General features: G+C 54.2%; 16 protein-coding genes. 14 read left to right on the top strand and 2 right to left on the bottom strand.

The features are described 5' to 3' along the window. The first annotated feature begins 1 nt into the window (after window position 1). The 14 genes from nuoG (at window position 2) to JXQ85_RS12920 (ending at window position 14,217) form a co-directional block, all read left to right on the top strand. Window positions 2–2,020 carry an NADH-quinone oxidoreductase subunit NuoG gene (nuoG, locus tag JXQ85_RS12985; protein ID WP_421749362.1) on the top strand — a complete coding sequence of 673 codons (2,019 nt, stop codon included), beginning with the start codon at window positions 2–4 and terminating at the stop codon, window positions 2,018–2,020. 8 nt (window positions 2,021–2,028) lie between these two features. Beyond that, the gene (locus JXQ85_RS12980) at window positions 2,029–2,439 is read left to right on the top strand and encodes a hypothetical protein (RefSeq protein ID WP_421749361.1); all 411 of its coding nucleotides are present in this window, start codon (window positions 2,029–2,031) and stop codon (window positions 2,437–2,439) included. 6 nt (window positions 2,440–2,445) lie between these two features. Then, window positions 2,446–3,483, top strand: coding sequence for an NADH-quinone oxidoreductase subunit NuoH (gene nuoH, locus JXQ85_RS12975; protein ID WP_072794224.1), 1,038 nt, complete (start codon window positions 2,446–2,448; stop codon window positions 3,481–3,483). Between the two features lie 3 nt (window positions 3,484–3,486). Next, a complete protein-coding gene (gene nuoI, locus JXQ85_RS12970) occupies window positions 3,487–3,981 on the top strand; it encodes an NADH-quinone oxidoreductase subunit NuoI (RefSeq protein WP_421749360.1) in 495 nt (164 codons plus the stop codon). After that, a complete protein-coding gene (locus JXQ85_RS12965; RefSeq protein WP_421749359.1) occupies window positions 3,978–4,385 on the top strand; it encodes a carboxymuconolactone decarboxylase family protein in 408 nt (135 codons plus the stop codon). Before nuoI ends, JXQ85_RS12965 begins: the two co-directional genes overlap by 4 nt. Then, window positions 4,382–4,990, top strand: coding sequence for an NADH-quinone oxidoreductase subunit J (locus JXQ85_RS12960; RefSeq protein ID WP_265020413.1), 609 nt, complete (start codon window positions 4,382–4,384; stop codon window positions 4,988–4,990). The genes JXQ85_RS12965 and JXQ85_RS12960 overlap by 4 nt, the downstream gene beginning before the upstream one ends. Window positions 4,991–4,992: 2 nt before the next feature. Next, complete coding sequence (locus JXQ85_RS12955) at window positions 4,993–5,517, top strand: hypothetical protein (protein WP_421749358.1); 525 nt, start codon at window positions 4,993–4,995, stop codon at window positions 5,515–5,517. Further along, window positions 5,514–5,819 carry an NADH-quinone oxidoreductase subunit NuoK gene (nuoK, locus tag JXQ85_RS12950; protein WP_072794219.1) on the top strand — a complete coding sequence of 102 codons (306 nt, stop codon included), beginning with the start codon at window positions 5,514–5,516 and terminating at the stop codon, window positions 5,817–5,819. The genes JXQ85_RS12955 and nuoK overlap by 4 nt, the downstream gene beginning before the upstream one ends. A 6-nt stretch (window positions 5,820–5,825) precedes the next feature. Continuing rightward, on the top strand, window positions 5,826–7,898 hold the full coding sequence (gene nuoL, locus JXQ85_RS12945) for an NADH-quinone oxidoreductase subunit L (protein ID WP_421749357.1): 2,073 nt from the start codon (window positions 5,826–5,828) through the stop codon (window positions 7,896–7,898). After that, complete coding sequence (locus JXQ85_RS12940) at window positions 7,898–9,445, top strand: NADH-quinone oxidoreductase subunit M (protein WP_421749356.1); 1,548 nt, start codon at window positions 7,898–7,900, stop codon at window positions 9,443–9,445. Before nuoL ends, JXQ85_RS12940 begins: the two co-directional genes overlap by 1 nt. A gap of 14 nt (window positions 9,446–9,459) precedes the next feature. Further along, window positions 9,460–10,908 (top strand): NADH-quinone oxidoreductase subunit NuoN, encoded by a 1,449-nt coding sequence (nuoN, locus tag JXQ85_RS12935; protein WP_421749355.1) that lies wholly within the window; start codon window positions 9,460–9,462, stop codon window positions 10,906–10,908. Window positions 10,909–11,008: 100 nt separating this feature from the next. Further along, window positions 11,009–11,761, top strand: a complete 753-nt coding sequence (locus JXQ85_RS12930; protein ID WP_421749354.1) for a biotin--[acetyl-CoA-carboxylase] ligase — start codon at window positions 11,009–11,011, stop codon at window positions 11,759–11,761. 11 nt (window positions 11,762–11,772) lie between these two features. Beyond that, entirely contained in the window at window positions 11,773–12,543 is a 771-nt protein-coding gene (locus tag JXQ85_RS12925; protein ID WP_421749353.1) for a type III pantothenate kinase, read from the top strand. Window positions 12,544–12,549: 6 nt separating this feature from the next. Beyond that, entirely contained in the window at window positions 12,550–14,217 is a 1,668-nt protein-coding gene (locus JXQ85_RS12920; protein ID WP_421749352.1) for a ribonuclease J, read from the top strand. 29 nt (window positions 14,218–14,246) lie between these two features. Here the strand turns inward: JXQ85_RS12920 and JXQ85_RS12915 are convergent, their stop codons facing one another. Further along, on the bottom strand, window positions 14,247–14,693 hold the full coding sequence (locus JXQ85_RS12915) for a hypothetical protein (RefSeq protein ID WP_421749351.1): 447 nt from the start codon (window positions 14,691–14,693) through the stop codon (window positions 14,247–14,249). Further along, on the bottom strand, window positions 14,653–15,135 hold the full coding sequence (locus JXQ85_RS12910; protein ID WP_421749350.1) for a copper chaperone PCu(A)C: 483 nt from the start codon (window positions 15,133–15,135) through the stop codon (window positions 14,653–14,655). The genes JXQ85_RS12915 and JXQ85_RS12910 overlap by 41 nt, the downstream gene beginning before the upstream one ends. Window positions 15,136–15,216: the final 81 nt, after the last annotated feature.

Here is a 15,216-nt window from a genome sequence, read left to right as displayed (position 1 = left end):
TATGTCTGACCTACGCAAGATCAACATTGATGGCATTGAAGTCGAAGTAGACGGCGCGATGACGCTGATCCAGGCCTGCGAAGCGGCCGGGGTCGAAGTCCCGCGTTTCTGCTACCACGAACGTTTGTCCATCGCCGGCAACTGCCGGATGTGTCTTGTTGAGGTCGTAGGCGGCCCACCAAAACCGGCCGCCTCCTGCGCCATGCAGGTGCGTGATCTACGTCCCGGTCCTGAAGGTCAGGCGCCGGTGGTGAAAACCAACTCGCCAATGGTTAAAAAGGCCCGCGAAGGCGTGATGGAATTCATGCTGATCAACCACCCGCTGGATTGCCCGATTTGCGACCAAGGTGGTGAGTGCGACCTGCAGGATCAGGCGATGGCTTACGGCATCTCTGATACGCGTTTTAAAGAAGCCAAACGTGCGGTGGATGATCTGGATTTGGGGCCGCTGGTATCCACCACTATGACGCGTTGCATTTCTTGTACTCGCTGCGTGCGTTTCACGACGGAAATTGCGGGCATTTCGCAAATGGGCCAGACTGGTCGCGGCGAAGATGCAGAGATCACCAGCTACCTGAACCAGACTTTGGACAGCAACCTGCAAGGCAATATCATTGATCTTTGTCCAGTAGGCGCGCTGACCTCTAAGCCATACGCCTTTACCGCGCGCCCATGGGAATTGACCAAGACAGAAACCATCGATGTGATGGACGCTCTGGGATCAAACATCCGTGTTGATACCAAAGGTCGTGAAGTCATGCGCATTCTGCCACGCAACCATGATGGCGTGAATGAAGAGTGGATTTCAGACAAAACCCGCTTTGTCTGGGACGGGTTGCGCCGTCAGCGTCTGGATCGCCCATATGTGCGCGAAAATGGAAAGCTACGTCCTGCAACTTGGGGCGAAGCTTTAGGCAAAGCTTCTGAAGCGATGAAGGGCAAGAAAGTCGCGGGTCTGGTGGGGGATCTTGTTTCCACCGAAGCGGCTTATGCCTTGAAGGCGATGATCGAAGGGCAGGGCGGCAACGTCGAATGCCGTACAGACAATGCGCGCCTGCCGATTGGTAACCGTTCTGGCTACGTTGGAACGGCTTCCATCGAAGATATTGATAGCGCAGAATATGTTCTGCTGATTGGTACCAACCCGGTTGTCGAAGCGCCTGTCTTGAATGCGCGTCTGCGCAAAGCTTGGCTGAACGGCGCTAAGATTGCCAATATTGGCCCGGTGGCGGATCTGACTTACGACGTCTTCCAGATGGGTGAAGGGCGTGACACGCTAGCAGGTCTTGAGAACTACGAATTCAAAGAGATCAAAGAAAAACCATCTGTGATCATTGTAGGCCAGGGCGCATTGAGCGAGGCCGATGGTCTCGCGGTTCTGGCACATGCAATGCGCGCCGCGGAAAGCACCAATGGCAAAATCATGATCCTACACAGCGCAGCGTCTCGCGTGGGTGCGATGGATGTCGGTGCCGTGACCGAGGGTGGTCTTCTGGCCGCGACCGAAGGCGCTGAAGTTATCTATAATCTTGGCGCTGACGAGGTCGAGATCGATGCTGGCCCGTTTGTGATCTACCAAGGTTCACACGGCGACCGTGGTGCAAACCGCGCAGACGTGATCCTGCCTGCAGCGGCTTATACCGAGGAAAACGGCCTCTTTGTGAACACCGAAGGGCGGCCTCAATTGGCGATGCGCGCGAACTTCGCACCGGGTGAAGCAAAAGAAAACTGGGCGATCTTGCGGGCACTGTCTGCAGAGCTTGGTGAGGCGCTCCCTTATGACAATCTTGCGCAGCTGCGTACGGCGATGATTAAAGATGTGCCGCACTTGAAGAAGGTTGATCAAGTCGTTGAAAACGAATGGCAACCATTGGATCTGGATAGCCTAGGAAGCGCGAGCTTCCGCCATGCGTTCAAAGACTTCTACCTTACCAACCCAATCGCCCGTGCAAGCACTTTGATGGCGGAACTCTCTGCCAATGCCAAAGCGCGTGGCGAAACTAAGATCGCAGCGGAGTAACTCGAGACATGCGCAACCACTTTCATATCACAGCTTTGACACTGGCAACCGCCAGCCTGTCTGCTTGTGCGATGCAGGATGATGGTGTTGCGCGTGATGATCTGGCCTTTGAACCGACTTATGGAAATGTGCGCACCGATTTGCTGGATGGCGATTTGGTGAATTTCCACGTGGAAATGAGCGGCGCGCGCAATGGGGCGGACGTACACGCCTATGCAGAATGTGCTGCCGCGCAATACGCGCTGATCCGTGGTTATGGATTTGCACGCCACGTGCGCACAACAATTGAAACAAAGGGCGATACCTGGAGCGGGGATGCGGTTTATACCATCTCTGCCGCGTTGCCCCGTGGATTGAAAACCATTGACGCAGAAGTCACGGTTTCAAACTGCGCTGAAAATAGAATACCCACGGTGTGAGGACTTATGGCTGACTTCTTTACCACTCCCCTCGGACTAGGCGTGTTGATCGTCGCGCAAGTGCTGGCCGTTGTTGGCTTTGTGATGATCTCGCTTCTTTTCCTTGTCTATGGGGACCGCAAGATCTGGGCGGCTGTACAAATGCGGCGCGGACCAAACGTGGTTGGCGCTTGGGGCCTTCTGCAAACCGTGGCCGACGCGCTGAAATACATCGTGAAAGAGATCGTTGTGCCTGCGGGGGCTGACAAAACAGTTTTCCTGCTCGCACCGCTCACGTCCTTTGTTCTGGCGATGATCGCTTGGGCCGTTATCCCGTTTAACGATGGCTGGGTGCTCTCAGACATCAACGTCGCGATCCTTTATGTCTTCGCGGTTTCCTCATTGGAAGTTTACGGCGTGATCATGGGGGGCTGGGCATCGAACTCCAAATATCCATTCCTCGGGAGCTTGCGCTCTGCGGCGCAGATGATCTCTTATGAGGTTTCCATCGGTCTGATCATCATCGGTGTGATTATCACGACAGGTTCCATGAACTTCGGCGATATCGTAAAAGCACAAGACGGCGACTATGGCTTCTTTAGCTGGTACTGGCTGCCGCACTTCCCGATGGTTTTCCTGTTCTTTATCAGCGCCTTGGCGGAAACAAACCGCCCACCGTTCGACCTACCTGAAGCGGAATCCGAATTGGTTGCGGGTTATCAGGTGGAGTATTCCTCGACGCCGTTCCTGCTGTTCATGGCCGGTGAATATATCGCCATCTTCCTGATGTGCGCTCTGACAAGTTTGTTGTTCTTCGGTGGTTGGCTCTCTCCAATTCCAGGCCTGCCAGATGGTGTGCTGTGGATGGTGGGCAAAATGGCCTTCTTCTTCTTCATCTTTGCGATGGTGAAGGCGATCACCCCGCGCTACCGCTATGACCAACTGATGCGTATCGGTTGGAAAGTCTTCCTGCCGCTCTCCCTCGTTTGGGTGGTCGTGGTGGCATTCCTCGCAAAATTCGAAGCTTTCGGCGGGGCCTATGCTCGCTGGGCGATTGGAGGCTGATCGATGACCCAGATCGACTACACCCGCGCTGCCAAATATTTCCTGCTGGCGGATTTCGTCAAAGGCTTCAGGCTTGGGTTCAAATACTTTTTTGCCCCTAAGGCGACGCTGAACTACCCGCATGAAAAGGGGCCGCTGTCCCCGCGTTTCCGCGGCGAACACGCGCTGCGGCGCTATCCAAACGGCGAAGAGCGCTGCATTGCTTGCAAACTCTGCGAAGCGATCTGCCCGGCGCAGGCGATCACAATTGATGCAGAACCGCGCGAAGATGGCAGCCGCCGCACCACGCGCTATGACATCGACATGACCAAATGCATCTACTGCGGTTTCTGCCAAGAAGCCTGCCCTGTGGATGCCATTGTTGAAGGTCCAAACTTTGAATTCGCGACCGAAACCCGGGAGGAGCTGTTTTACGACAAGGACAAACTCCTTGCGAACGGCGAACGCTGGGAATCCGAGATCGCGCGCAACCTAGAAATGGATGCACCTTACCGATGACAGACGGATCGAACCCATTCGAAAAAATGATCCAGCAGTATCAGGATATGGCGAAATCGCTGAATCCTGCGCTGGAGTCCTTCACCCCGAAAGGGTTTGAAAACCTGATGCCAACGATGCCCAAGGACATGATGGAAATGTTCTTTGGCAACACCTTGAACAAAGACGGTTTGGACGCCAAAACCCGTCTGCTGCTGACCCTAGGTGCGTTGACCGTGCTAGGCGGGCAGGCAGAGGCGCAGGTGCGACTGACCGTGAAGCACCTGCTAGAAGCAGGGGCCACGAAACAAGAGATTGTCGAAACGATCGGCCAGATGTCGATGTTTGCAGGCATTCCAGCCATGACCAAAGTGATGGAACTCGCGCAAGAGGTCATGGACGAGAGCGAGGAAGACGACACATGACAATTGCAGCTCTGGCATTTTACCTGTTTGCCTTCTGCGTGATTGCAGGCGGTTTGTTGACGGTCATCAGCAAGAACCCCGTGCATTCCGTGCTTTGGCTGATCTTGGCCTTCATCAGCTCGGCAGGGCTTTTTGTTCTGCTCGGTGCTGAATTCGTCGCAATGCTTTTGATCATCGTCTACGTGGGCGCGGTGGCCGTCCTTTTCCTGTTTGTCGTCATGATGCTGGATGTGGACTTTGCCGAACTCAAAGCCGGTATGGCGCAGTATATGCCCATCGCGATCCTCATCGGGGTCGTGCTCCTGATGCAGTTCGGTCTCGCTTTCGGCTCTTGGACCGAAGCGGAGCAGGCCGCGAGCCTGCGTGAGGCCGTTGCACCGGAAGGTGTGGAAAACACCGCCGCGCTTGGTCTGCTGATTTACGACCAATATTTCCTTCTGTTCCAACTTGCTGGGCTGATCCTGCTGGTCGCGATGATCGGTGCAATTGTGCTGACCATCCGCCATCGCCGCGATGTGAAACGCCAGAATGTTCTGGAGCAGATGTGGCGTGATCCAGCGGATGCGATGGAACTGAAAGACATTAAACCGGGGCAGGGCCTGTAAGTATGAAGCCATTGGCTCTAATAACAGCAAGCATTCTGGCGGTTGCCTCGACCGGAGCGTTTGCATGCTCTTTCGAACCTGTACCGCCTTTGCAAAATAAGAGAGTGGAGCAGGCTTCTGATTGCAGTTTCGAAAACGGCGGTTCTCAGGAATGGATAACAGGAGACGCTGCCCAGGATTTAGGCGATGGGAAGACCGTTCAAATTGTTCGCGCCTTTTTTACCAGCGGCTTAGTCGTATCTGATTGTTCTACTTCTGAGTCAATCGTTGTCCTTGGTCCAATCGTGGGTGAGACATCCTGCGGTCCAGAACACAGAGCCGAAGGGCTGCTTTCGCCCGAAGGAAATCTTCAGATTGATTCATCAAAACCGCTTAGCGAAGCGGTGGTAGCTGCCAGACAACTCGACTTGGATGTTTGGCTTTCCGCCGAACGCTGGAACATGCAGGAAAAACGTAAGGATAGATTTGACGTGATGTGTGGATGCAAAAACTTCTATCCGGAATTGAATAGTGAGGTCGCTCGATGATCGGACTTGAACATTACCTGACGGTGGCGGCGACGCTGTTCGTCATTGGCATTTTCGGGCTCTTCCTGAACCGAAAGAACGTCATCATCCTTTTGATGTCGATTGAACTGATGCTGTTGGCGGTGAATATCAACCTTGTGGCCTTCTCCAGTTTCCTTGGGGACTTGGTCGGGCAGGTGTTCACACTCTTTGTTCTGACCGTGGCTGCGGCTGAGGCCGCAATTGGCCTTGCGATCCTTGTCAGCTTCTTCCGCAACCGTGGCACCATCGCGGTTGAAGACGTCAATGTGATGAAAGGCTAATCGAGCATGGAAACGATCATCCTCTTTGCGCCTCTCGTCGGGGCCATCATTGCAGGCTTCGGATGGCGCTACATCGGCGAAACTGCTGCGCAATATGTGACGACAGGGCTTTTGTTCCTTGCTGCGCTGCTGTCTTGGATCGTGTTCTTAACACACGGGTCTGGAACGCAGCACATCCATATCTTGGATTTCATCCAATCTGGGACGCTGGACACAAGCTGGTCGATCCGTCTGGACCGCCTGACGTCCACGATGCTGATCGTAGTGACAACAGTCTCAGCACTCGTGCACCTATATTCTTTCGGTTACATGGCGCATGACGAGAATTTCTCGGAAGATCAGCACTATAAAGCGCGTTTCTTCGCCTATCTGAGCTTCTTTACTTTCGCCATGCTGATGCTGGTGACAGCAGATAACCTTGTTCAAATGTTCTTTGGCTGGGAAGGCGTGGGTGTCGCGTCTTACTTGTTGATTGGTTTCTACTGGAAGAAACAAAGTGCAGGGGCTGCAGCGATCAAAGCCTTTGTGGTGAACCGAGTTGGTGACTTCGGCTTTGCGCTGGGTATCTTTGGCCTTTTCATGCTGACCGACAGCATCGACTTTGATGTGATCTTTGCGTCAGCGCCTGAGCTCGCGGAAACAACCATTCGTTTCCTCTGGACAGACTGGAACGCTGCGAACCTGCTGGCCTTCTTGTTGTTTGTCGGCGCGATGGGTAAATCAGCTCAGCTAATCCTGCACACATGGTTGCCAGATGCGATGGAAGGTCCGACACCTGTGTCGGCACTTATTCACGCCGCAACCATGGTGACTGCCGGTGTCTTCCTTGTGTGCCGCATGTCTCCGTTGATGGAGTTCGCACCTGACACGATGGCCTTTGTGACTTTCCTCGGTGCGACGACAGCCTTCTTCGCGGCAACTGTGGGTCTTGTGCAAAACGACATCAAGCGTGTGATTGCTTATTCGACTTGTTCTCAGCTTGGTTACATGTTCGTGGCAGCGGGTGTGGGCGTTTACTCAGTTGCGATGTTCCACCTTTTCACGCACGCTTTCTTTAAAGCGATGCTGTTCTTGGGGGCAGGCTCTGTAATCCACGGTATGCACCATGAGCAAGACATGCGGAACTATGGTGGGCTGCGTAAGAAGCTGCCGTTTACCTTTGCAGCCATGATGATCGGCACATTGGCGATCACCGGCGTGGGTATCCCTCTGTCTGGCTGGATCGGCTTTGCGGGCTTTGCCTCTAAAGACGCGGTGATTGAATCAGCCTTCGCAGCAACCAATGGCGGCTATGCCTTCTGGATGCTGGTCATTGCTGCGCTCTTCACCAGTTTCTACAGCTGGCGCCTGATCTTCCTCACGTTCTACGGCACACCAAGGGGTGATGCGCATACGCATGACCATGCGCATGAAAGCCCGCGCGTGATGCTGATCCCTCTGGGTGTGCTGGCCGTTGGCGCGGTCTTCGCGGGCGCGATCTGGTACGGGAGCTTCTTTGGCAAAACCAATGAAGTCGTGAAATTCTTTGGCGGCCAATATGAAGAGCCTGCGAAAGAGCTGGCGGCATCAGTGGCTGAGGCCAACCCGAAGGCCTCTAAGCTGAAATACGTTATGGCAGGCGAGCCGGGTGAGGCCGCGATCTATATGGCACCTGAGAACACCATCCTGCACGAAGCGCATTATGTGCCGACCTGGGTGAAACTATCACCTTTCGTCTCGATGCTGCTTGGGTTCATTGTCGCTATGTGGTTCTACATCTGGAACCCGGCGATGCCGCGGATCATGGCTGACAATTTGCGTCCGCTCTATCTGTTCTTGCTGAACAAATGGTACTTTGACGAGATCTACGATTTCCTTTTCGTCCGTCCAGCCAGCGCCCTCGGTCGTTTCCTGTGGAAACGCGGCGATGGCAATGTGATTGACGGTTCGTTGAACGGGATTGCGATGGGCATCGTGCCTTTCTTTACTAGGCTCGCCGGTCGTGCGCAGTCTGGCTACATCTTTACTTACGCCTTTGCGATGGTGATCGGGATTGTGGTTCTGATCACGTGGATGACGCTCAGCGGAGGAGCGCACTGATGGATAACCTTCTTTCCATTGTTACCTTTATCCCCGCAATTGCAGCGGCGATCCTGCTGATCTTCCTGCCGGGCGGGGATAGTGAAACCTCAGCGCGTAACGCAAAATGGGTGGCTTTGATCGCAACAGGGATCACCTTCTTGGTGTCGCTGTTCATTCTGGCAGAGTTTGACCCGAACGATACAGGCATGCAATTCGTCGAAGAACGCGACTGGTTGCTGGGTCTGAAATACAAGCTGGGCGTTGACGGCATTTCCGTACTCTTTGTAATGCTGACCACCTTCATGATGCCAATAACTATTGCGGCCTCATGGAATGTGAAGGTCCGCGTCAAAGAATATATGATCGCCTTCCTGCTGCTGGAAACGCTGATGCTGGGCGTTTTCATGGCACTGGATCTGGTGCTCTTCTACCTGTTCTTCGAAGCCGGTCTGATCCCGATGTTCTTGATCATCGGCATCTGGGGGGGCGCGAACCGCATCTACGCGAGCTTTAAGTTCTTCCTTTATACCTTCCTCGGGTCGGTTCTGATGCTGGTGGCGATGGTTGGTATGTTTGCAGATGCAGGCACTACCGATATCCCAACGCTGATGAACCATACGTTCAGCTTTGAAAGCTTTAATCTGCTCGGCATTCACGTTGTAGGCGGTTTGCAGACGCTTCTGTTCTTGGCCTTCTTCGCAAGCTTTGCCGTGAAAATGCCCATGTGGCCGGTGCATACTTGGTTGCCGGATGCACACGTTCAAGCACCGACAGCGGGTTCCGTTGTGCTAGCTGCGATCCTTTTGAAAATGGGCGGCTACGGTTTCTTGCGGTTCAGCTTACCAATGTTCCCTGTGGGAGCCGATGTGCTGACCGATCTCGTTTTGTGGATGTCAGCAATTGCGATTGTCTACACATCGCTGGTGGCACTCGTGCAGGAAGATATGAAAAAGCTGATCGCTTATTCTTCGGTTGCGCACATGGGCTATGTAACCATGGGTATTTTCGCTGCGAACCAGCAGGGGATCGATGGCGCGATCTTCCAGATGATCAGCCATGGCTTCATCTCTGGCGCCCTCTTCCTCTGTGTGGGTGTGATCTACGACCGCATGCACACGCGTGAGATTGACGCTTACGGTGGTCTTGTGAACCGCATGCCAGCCTATGCGCTGATCTTCATGTTCTTCACCATGGCCAATGTCGGCCTGCCGGGGACATCTGGTTTTGTCGGTGAATTCCTGACTCTCATGGGAGCCTTTAAGGCCAACACCTGGGTGGCGGCGATCGCCACTTCTGGCGTGATCCTGTCAGCGGCCTATGCGCTGTGGCTCTATCGCCGGGTTGTGATGGGGGATCTGATCAAAGAGAGCCTGAAGACCATCAACGACATGACTGCGCGCGAGAAATGGATTTTTGCGCCGCTCGTCGTGATGACACTCTTGCTGGGTGTTTATCCGGCACTCGTTACCGACATCATTGGCCCTTCGGTTGAAGCGCTGATCAACAATTATGACACCGCCTTGGTGCAGTCTGAAGCTGCAAACCAAGTCGCAACGGCACACTGAGGGAGCTTTCCACGATGATCTCTGCTGATCTGAATATCATCCTGCCGGAAATCTTGCTGGCTGTGTATGCGATGATCGCCCTTATCGGAGCGGTTTATACGGGTAAAGACGGGCTTGCGCCTTTGTTGACATGGGCGACTGCTGGTGTTTTGGCGGCCATGGGCGTCTGGATTGGACTAAACGGTGAAGGTACAAATCTGGCCTTTAACGGTATGTTCCAAGACGACGGTTTTGCGCGGTTTGCCAAGGTTGTGATCCTGCTATCTGCTGCAGCCGTGCTGATCATGAGCCAAGAGTATATGCAGCGCCGCGGTTTGCTGCGGTTTGAATATCCGGTACTGATCGTTCTGGCTGTTGTCGGCATGATGATGATGGTCTCTGCGGGCGACCTGATGGCGCTTTACATGGGGCTCGAGTTGCAATCGCTGTCGCTCTACGTGATTGCGTCGCTGCGTCGGGATTCCGTGAAATCTACTGAAGCTGGCATGAAATACTTCGTGCTGGGTGCGTTGTCGTCAGGCTTGCTGCTATATGGTTCGTCGCTGGTCTATGGCTTCTCAGGCACCACGAACTTTACAGGCATCATTCAGGCGGTTGGAGAAGGTCAGACCTCGTTGGGTCTGTTGTTTGGCCTGACTTTCATCGTGTCAGGTTTGGCTTTCAAAGTCTCGGCTGTTCCGTTCCATATGTGGACCCCGGATGTTTATGAAGGTGCGCCGACACCAATTACAGCATTCTTTGCAACGGCGCCTAAGATGGCTGCGATGGGGCTCTTTGCCCGTGTGGTTCATGACGCTTTTGGCGGGGTTGTTGGCGACTGGCAGCAGATTGTTGCTGCGCTATCGCTCTTGTCCATGTTCCTTGGGGCGGTGGCTGCGATTGGCCAGACCGACATCAAACGCTTGATGGCTTATTCGTCGATTGCGCATATGGGCTACGCCTTGATGGGCCTCGCGGCTGGCACGGCCTTTGGTGTTCAGGCGATGCTGATCTATATGGCAATCTATGTGACGATGAATGTCGGTACTTTTGCCTTCATCCTGTCCATGTCGCGTGACGGTCAACCTGTCACCAGCATTGATGCTTTGCACATGTATTCCAAACGCGAGCCGGGCAAAGCGCTGGCGGTTCTGGTCCTGATGTTCTCATTGGCCGGGGTTCCGCCGTTGGTGGGTTTCTTTGGCAAGTTCTACGTGCTGCGCGCGGCCTATGATGCCGGTCTCGCATGGTTGGCCATCGCGGGTGTGATCGCCTCGGTGATTGGTGCCTTCTACTATCTACGCATTGTTTTCTACATGTACTTTGGCGACGAAGGTGATGCTTTGGACAAAAACCGCAGCCCGGTGCTTTTTGCCATGTTGATGGGCTCAGCTGCGATCATCGGTCTGGCCTGGTTGCCGGGGTTGAACCTTTTGGGTGTGGAAAGCATTGCTGAAACGGCGGCTGCGGCGCTTTTGAATTAAGCGAATAAAACTTGTGAAAATGGCGCGCCTTTTAGGCGCGTCTTTTTGTTAGAATGCCTTCGGCGGGAATATTTTCGCCAATAAGAAAACAGGGGTTTCTATGTCAGATTGGCCAATTGGATACGGGCGACGGGTTTTGGCTGAGGTGGACAGCACCAACGCGGAAGCCGCGCGGATTGCGCGAACATTGGCTGGGCCTGAGTGGATATTGGGGCTGCGTCAGACCTCTGGTCGAGGGCGTCGGGGGCGGGATTGGCGCTCTCAGGATGGGAATTTTGCAGCAACATTGGTGATGCAGCCTAATGAAGCGCCGGATGTGATTGCGCTGCGCAGCTTTGTGGCGTCACTTGCGTTGTTTGATGCCTTTGTTGCGGTGACGGCACGGCCACAGGCCTTTTCATTGAAGTGGCCTAATGATGTTTTGCTGAATGGCGGTAAAGTGGCTGGCATCCTGCTTGAAAGCGCGGGGTTTGCGGGCGGCCTTCCAACCCACATTGCAATTGGTATTGGTGTGAACCTAGCGCATGCCCCGGATGCTGCGCAGCTTGAAACCACCGCGACGCGACCGGTTTCTCTGTTGTCTGAATGTGGTGCGCGGGTGACGCCCGAAGAATTCTTGGATGTGCTCGCGCCAGCCTATGCGGCATGGGAGCATCAATTTGTCACCTATGGGTTTGAGCCCATTCGTACCGCTTGGATCGCCCGGGCTGCACGCATTGGCGAAGTGATCACAGCTCGCACAATGCGGGAAGAATTTGTGGGCACCTTTGACACAGTGGACAAATCCGGCAATCTGGTGTTGAAGACCGCTCAAGGCCCCGTGTCGATCCCGGCGGCAGATATCTTTTTCTAAGGCAGGTGCCCATGCTTCTGGCAATTGACTGCGGTAACACAAATACGGTTTTTTCAATCTGGGACGGGAAAAAATTTCTCTGTACCCTGCGCACATCCACGCACCATGCGCGCACAGCCGATGCCTACTTCACCTGGTTCTCAACCCTGATCAGTCACTACGGGATCAAGTTGGATATTCAGGATGTGATTATCTCATCCACCGTGCCGCGGGTTGTGTTCAACCTGCGCGTATTTGCAGATCGCTTCTTTGGTTGTCGTCCGCTGGTGGTGGGCAAACCGGATTGTCTGTTGCCAGTGGATGTGCGTGTTGATGAAGGCACGCAGGTCGGGCCGGATCGTTTGGTGAATACGGTAGCTGGCTTTGATCGCCATGGTGGTGATTTGATCCTTGTAGATTTTGGCACAGCGACCACATTTGACGTTGTGGCCAAAGATGGGGCTTACATTGGCGGCGTGATTGCGCCCGGTGTGAACCTTAGCCTTGAGGCGCTACACCAAGCCGCAGCCGCCCTGCCGCATATCGATATTGCAAAGCCGCAAAAGGTGATTGGCACCAACACCGTTGAATGTATGCAATCGGGTGTCTTCTGGGGCTATGTGGGCCTTGTGCGCGAGGTTTGCGACCGGATCAAAGCCGAACGTGACCGGCCAATGAAAGTGATTTCTACGGGGGGGCTCGCCCCGTTGTTCCAACAGAGCTACGCGTTGTTTGACGCGTTTGAAGATGACTTAACGATGCACGGTCTGACCGTGATCCATCAATATAATAAGGACAACTGACGCAATATGAGCAGTGACCGTTTGATCTACCTGCCTCTCGGAGGGGCGGGTGAAATTGGTATGAACGCCTATGTCTATGGCTATGGACCGCAAGGCAAAGAACGCCTGATCCTCGTCGATCTGGGTGTGACTTTTTCTGATATGGAGACCACACCGGGTGTAGACCTGATCTTCCCGGATATGACCTGGCTGATTGAAAACAAAGAACGCCTTGAGGCGATCTATATCACCCACGGCCATGAGGACCACATTGGCGCCATTGGCCAATTCTGGGAAAAGCTGGGCGCACCGGTTTATGCGCGCTCTTTCACAGCAAATCTTGCGCGCCATAAGATGCGTGATCGTGGACAGCCTGATGAAGCCATTCGCACGGTATCTGCATGGCCGGAAACGACAGATGCCGGCCCGTTCAAAGTGGGCTTCTTGCCGATTTCTCACTCCATACCTGAAAGTGCTGCTTTGGTGATCGACTGCCCAGATGGGCGTGTCATTCACACAGGCGATTTCAAACTGGACGAGACCCCGATTGTGGGCGAAGCCTTTGATCCAGAGCTTTGGGCGTCTGTATCTAAAGGTGGTGTGAAGGCTTTGGTCTGTGACTCTACCAATGTGTTTTCGCGAAACGCCGGTCGCTCGGAAGCCGAGGTTGGTCCAGAGATCGAAAAGCTTGTTTCTGCAGCGCCAAACATGGTGGTTGCGACCACTTTTGCCTCTAACGTTGCGCGGGTGAAAACACTGGCAGAAGCGGGTGAGCGGGCAGGGCGTTCTATCTGCCTCATGGGCCGCGCGATGCGTCGTATGGTAGAAGCGGCGATTGAAACCGGCGTTCTGAAAGACTTTCCAAAGGTTGTTAGCCCCGAGGATGCCAACAATATCCCACGCGAAAGCCTGATGTTGCTGGCAACCGGTTCGCAGGGTGAACGCCGTGCGGCGTCAGCGCAACTCGCGCGAGGAAAACACAATGGGATCACGCTGAAAGAAGGTGATCTGTTCCTCTTCAGCTCAAAAACCATTCCGGGCAATGAAAAGGGTGTGTTCCGCATTATCAACCAGTTCTCTGAACGTGGTGTGGATGTAGTGGATGACAGCTCTGGTCTGTATCATGTGTCTGGTCACGCCAATCGCCCTGATCTTGAGCGTATGCATGACATTGTTAACCCGCAGATGGTGATCCCGATGCATGGTGAACACCGTCATTTGCGCGAGCATGCAAAACTTGCCGAAAGCAAAGGCCGTCAAAGCGCGGTGGCTGTGAATGGCACGATGCTGGATCTGTCAGGCAATGAACTAAAGGTCACTGAGTTTGTTGAAACCGGGCGCACCTATCTGGATGGTTCTGTGAAAATCGGTGCACTGGACGGGGTTGTGCGGGATCGTATCCGCATGGCGCTGAACGGCCATGTGATCGTGAATGTGATCCTTGATGAAGATGACGAGCCACTGGGTGAACCATGGGTCGAGGTTATGGGCCTGTCAGAGCAGGGCAGCAGCTTTGCACCTCTGGTGGATGTGCTGGAACAGGACCTATCGCAATTCCTGGGTCGTGCGGGTCAAAAGACCTTGGCGGATGACGATAAGTTGGAAGAGGGCCTGCGTCGCGTCGCGCGGAACTCTGCACGGGACGAGATTGGCAAAAAGCCGGAATGTACGGTGATTATCAGCCGTTTGAGCTAAGGGTAGGCCGGGCTGAAGCCCGGTCTACGTCAATCGATCACCCTTGCGTCTTTCAGCCGGAACAGCTGCGATGAATATTCATCGCCGACAAATTCCAATGTGCCTTCGACAGTGATCTGCGCGAACTCCCCGGTTTCAGGAATCGCGCGTTTCAACTGTACTTCCAAGACTGGCCCATAGCCTTCGCCATTGCCACAAAACGGACAGTTCTGCGGGTCATCCACCAGTAAGAACGCATCAAAATAGGCCTGCACCTGCACCGGCACAATAAAGCCCGTTACCGTCAAGGACATGCCATCGGACAAGGTGCCGGGGTAATCTTTTTTCCAAGTATAATCAGACTGTTCTACAGCCATGCCTTGGGCGAGTTCATTCCAAACGGCTTCCGGCGATAAGGCCAAAGCTGTGAACGGCGCGAACCCGCCAATTACGAGGCTAGTGGTTATGGCCAGCGTGCGCGTGGTTGTCCGCGTCATGGTCCAGAATTTCCACATGTAGCTCTACCTCGCCAAAGGGTTCAATTGCCACGGTCATCTCGATCTCGTCACCCTCATGCAGGTGATCCGTGATGCCGCCTAGCTGAATGAACACGGTTTCAGGTCCAAGGTCAAAGTGTTCGCCCGGTGTCAGTGGAAATGTGCCGAGCACGACCGGGGTTTCGCCAGCCTTTAAAGACGCTGCCATGACCTGTGCGGATGTGGCGATCTCTGAAGCCGCGCCGGTCAATGTAGCAGGGGTCGCGCCATTATGCTCGAGTTCAAAATAGACCTGCAATGTGTCACCGTGGCCTTCAGGCTCGCGTGCCCAACCGTGCAACAGGCGTACCTCGCCCAATTCAGACACATGGTCGCTGTCTTCGGCATAAGCCGGCGTTGTGAACAAAGAGGCCGTGATGGCAAAGATGGCGGCGAGACGCATGTATACACTCCAATGTTTTGAAGTGTTATATAGTAACAGTACCTGCGTGCACGTCTGAAATTTGCAGCTTGCGGAAACCCG

This window comes from Cognatishimia sp. (assembly GCF_049116455.1).
Lineage (GTDB): Bacteria > Pseudomonadota > Alphaproteobacteria > Rhodobacterales > Rhodobacteraceae > Cognatishimia.
This window is presented reverse-complemented; position numbering and strand designations above follow the sequence as displayed.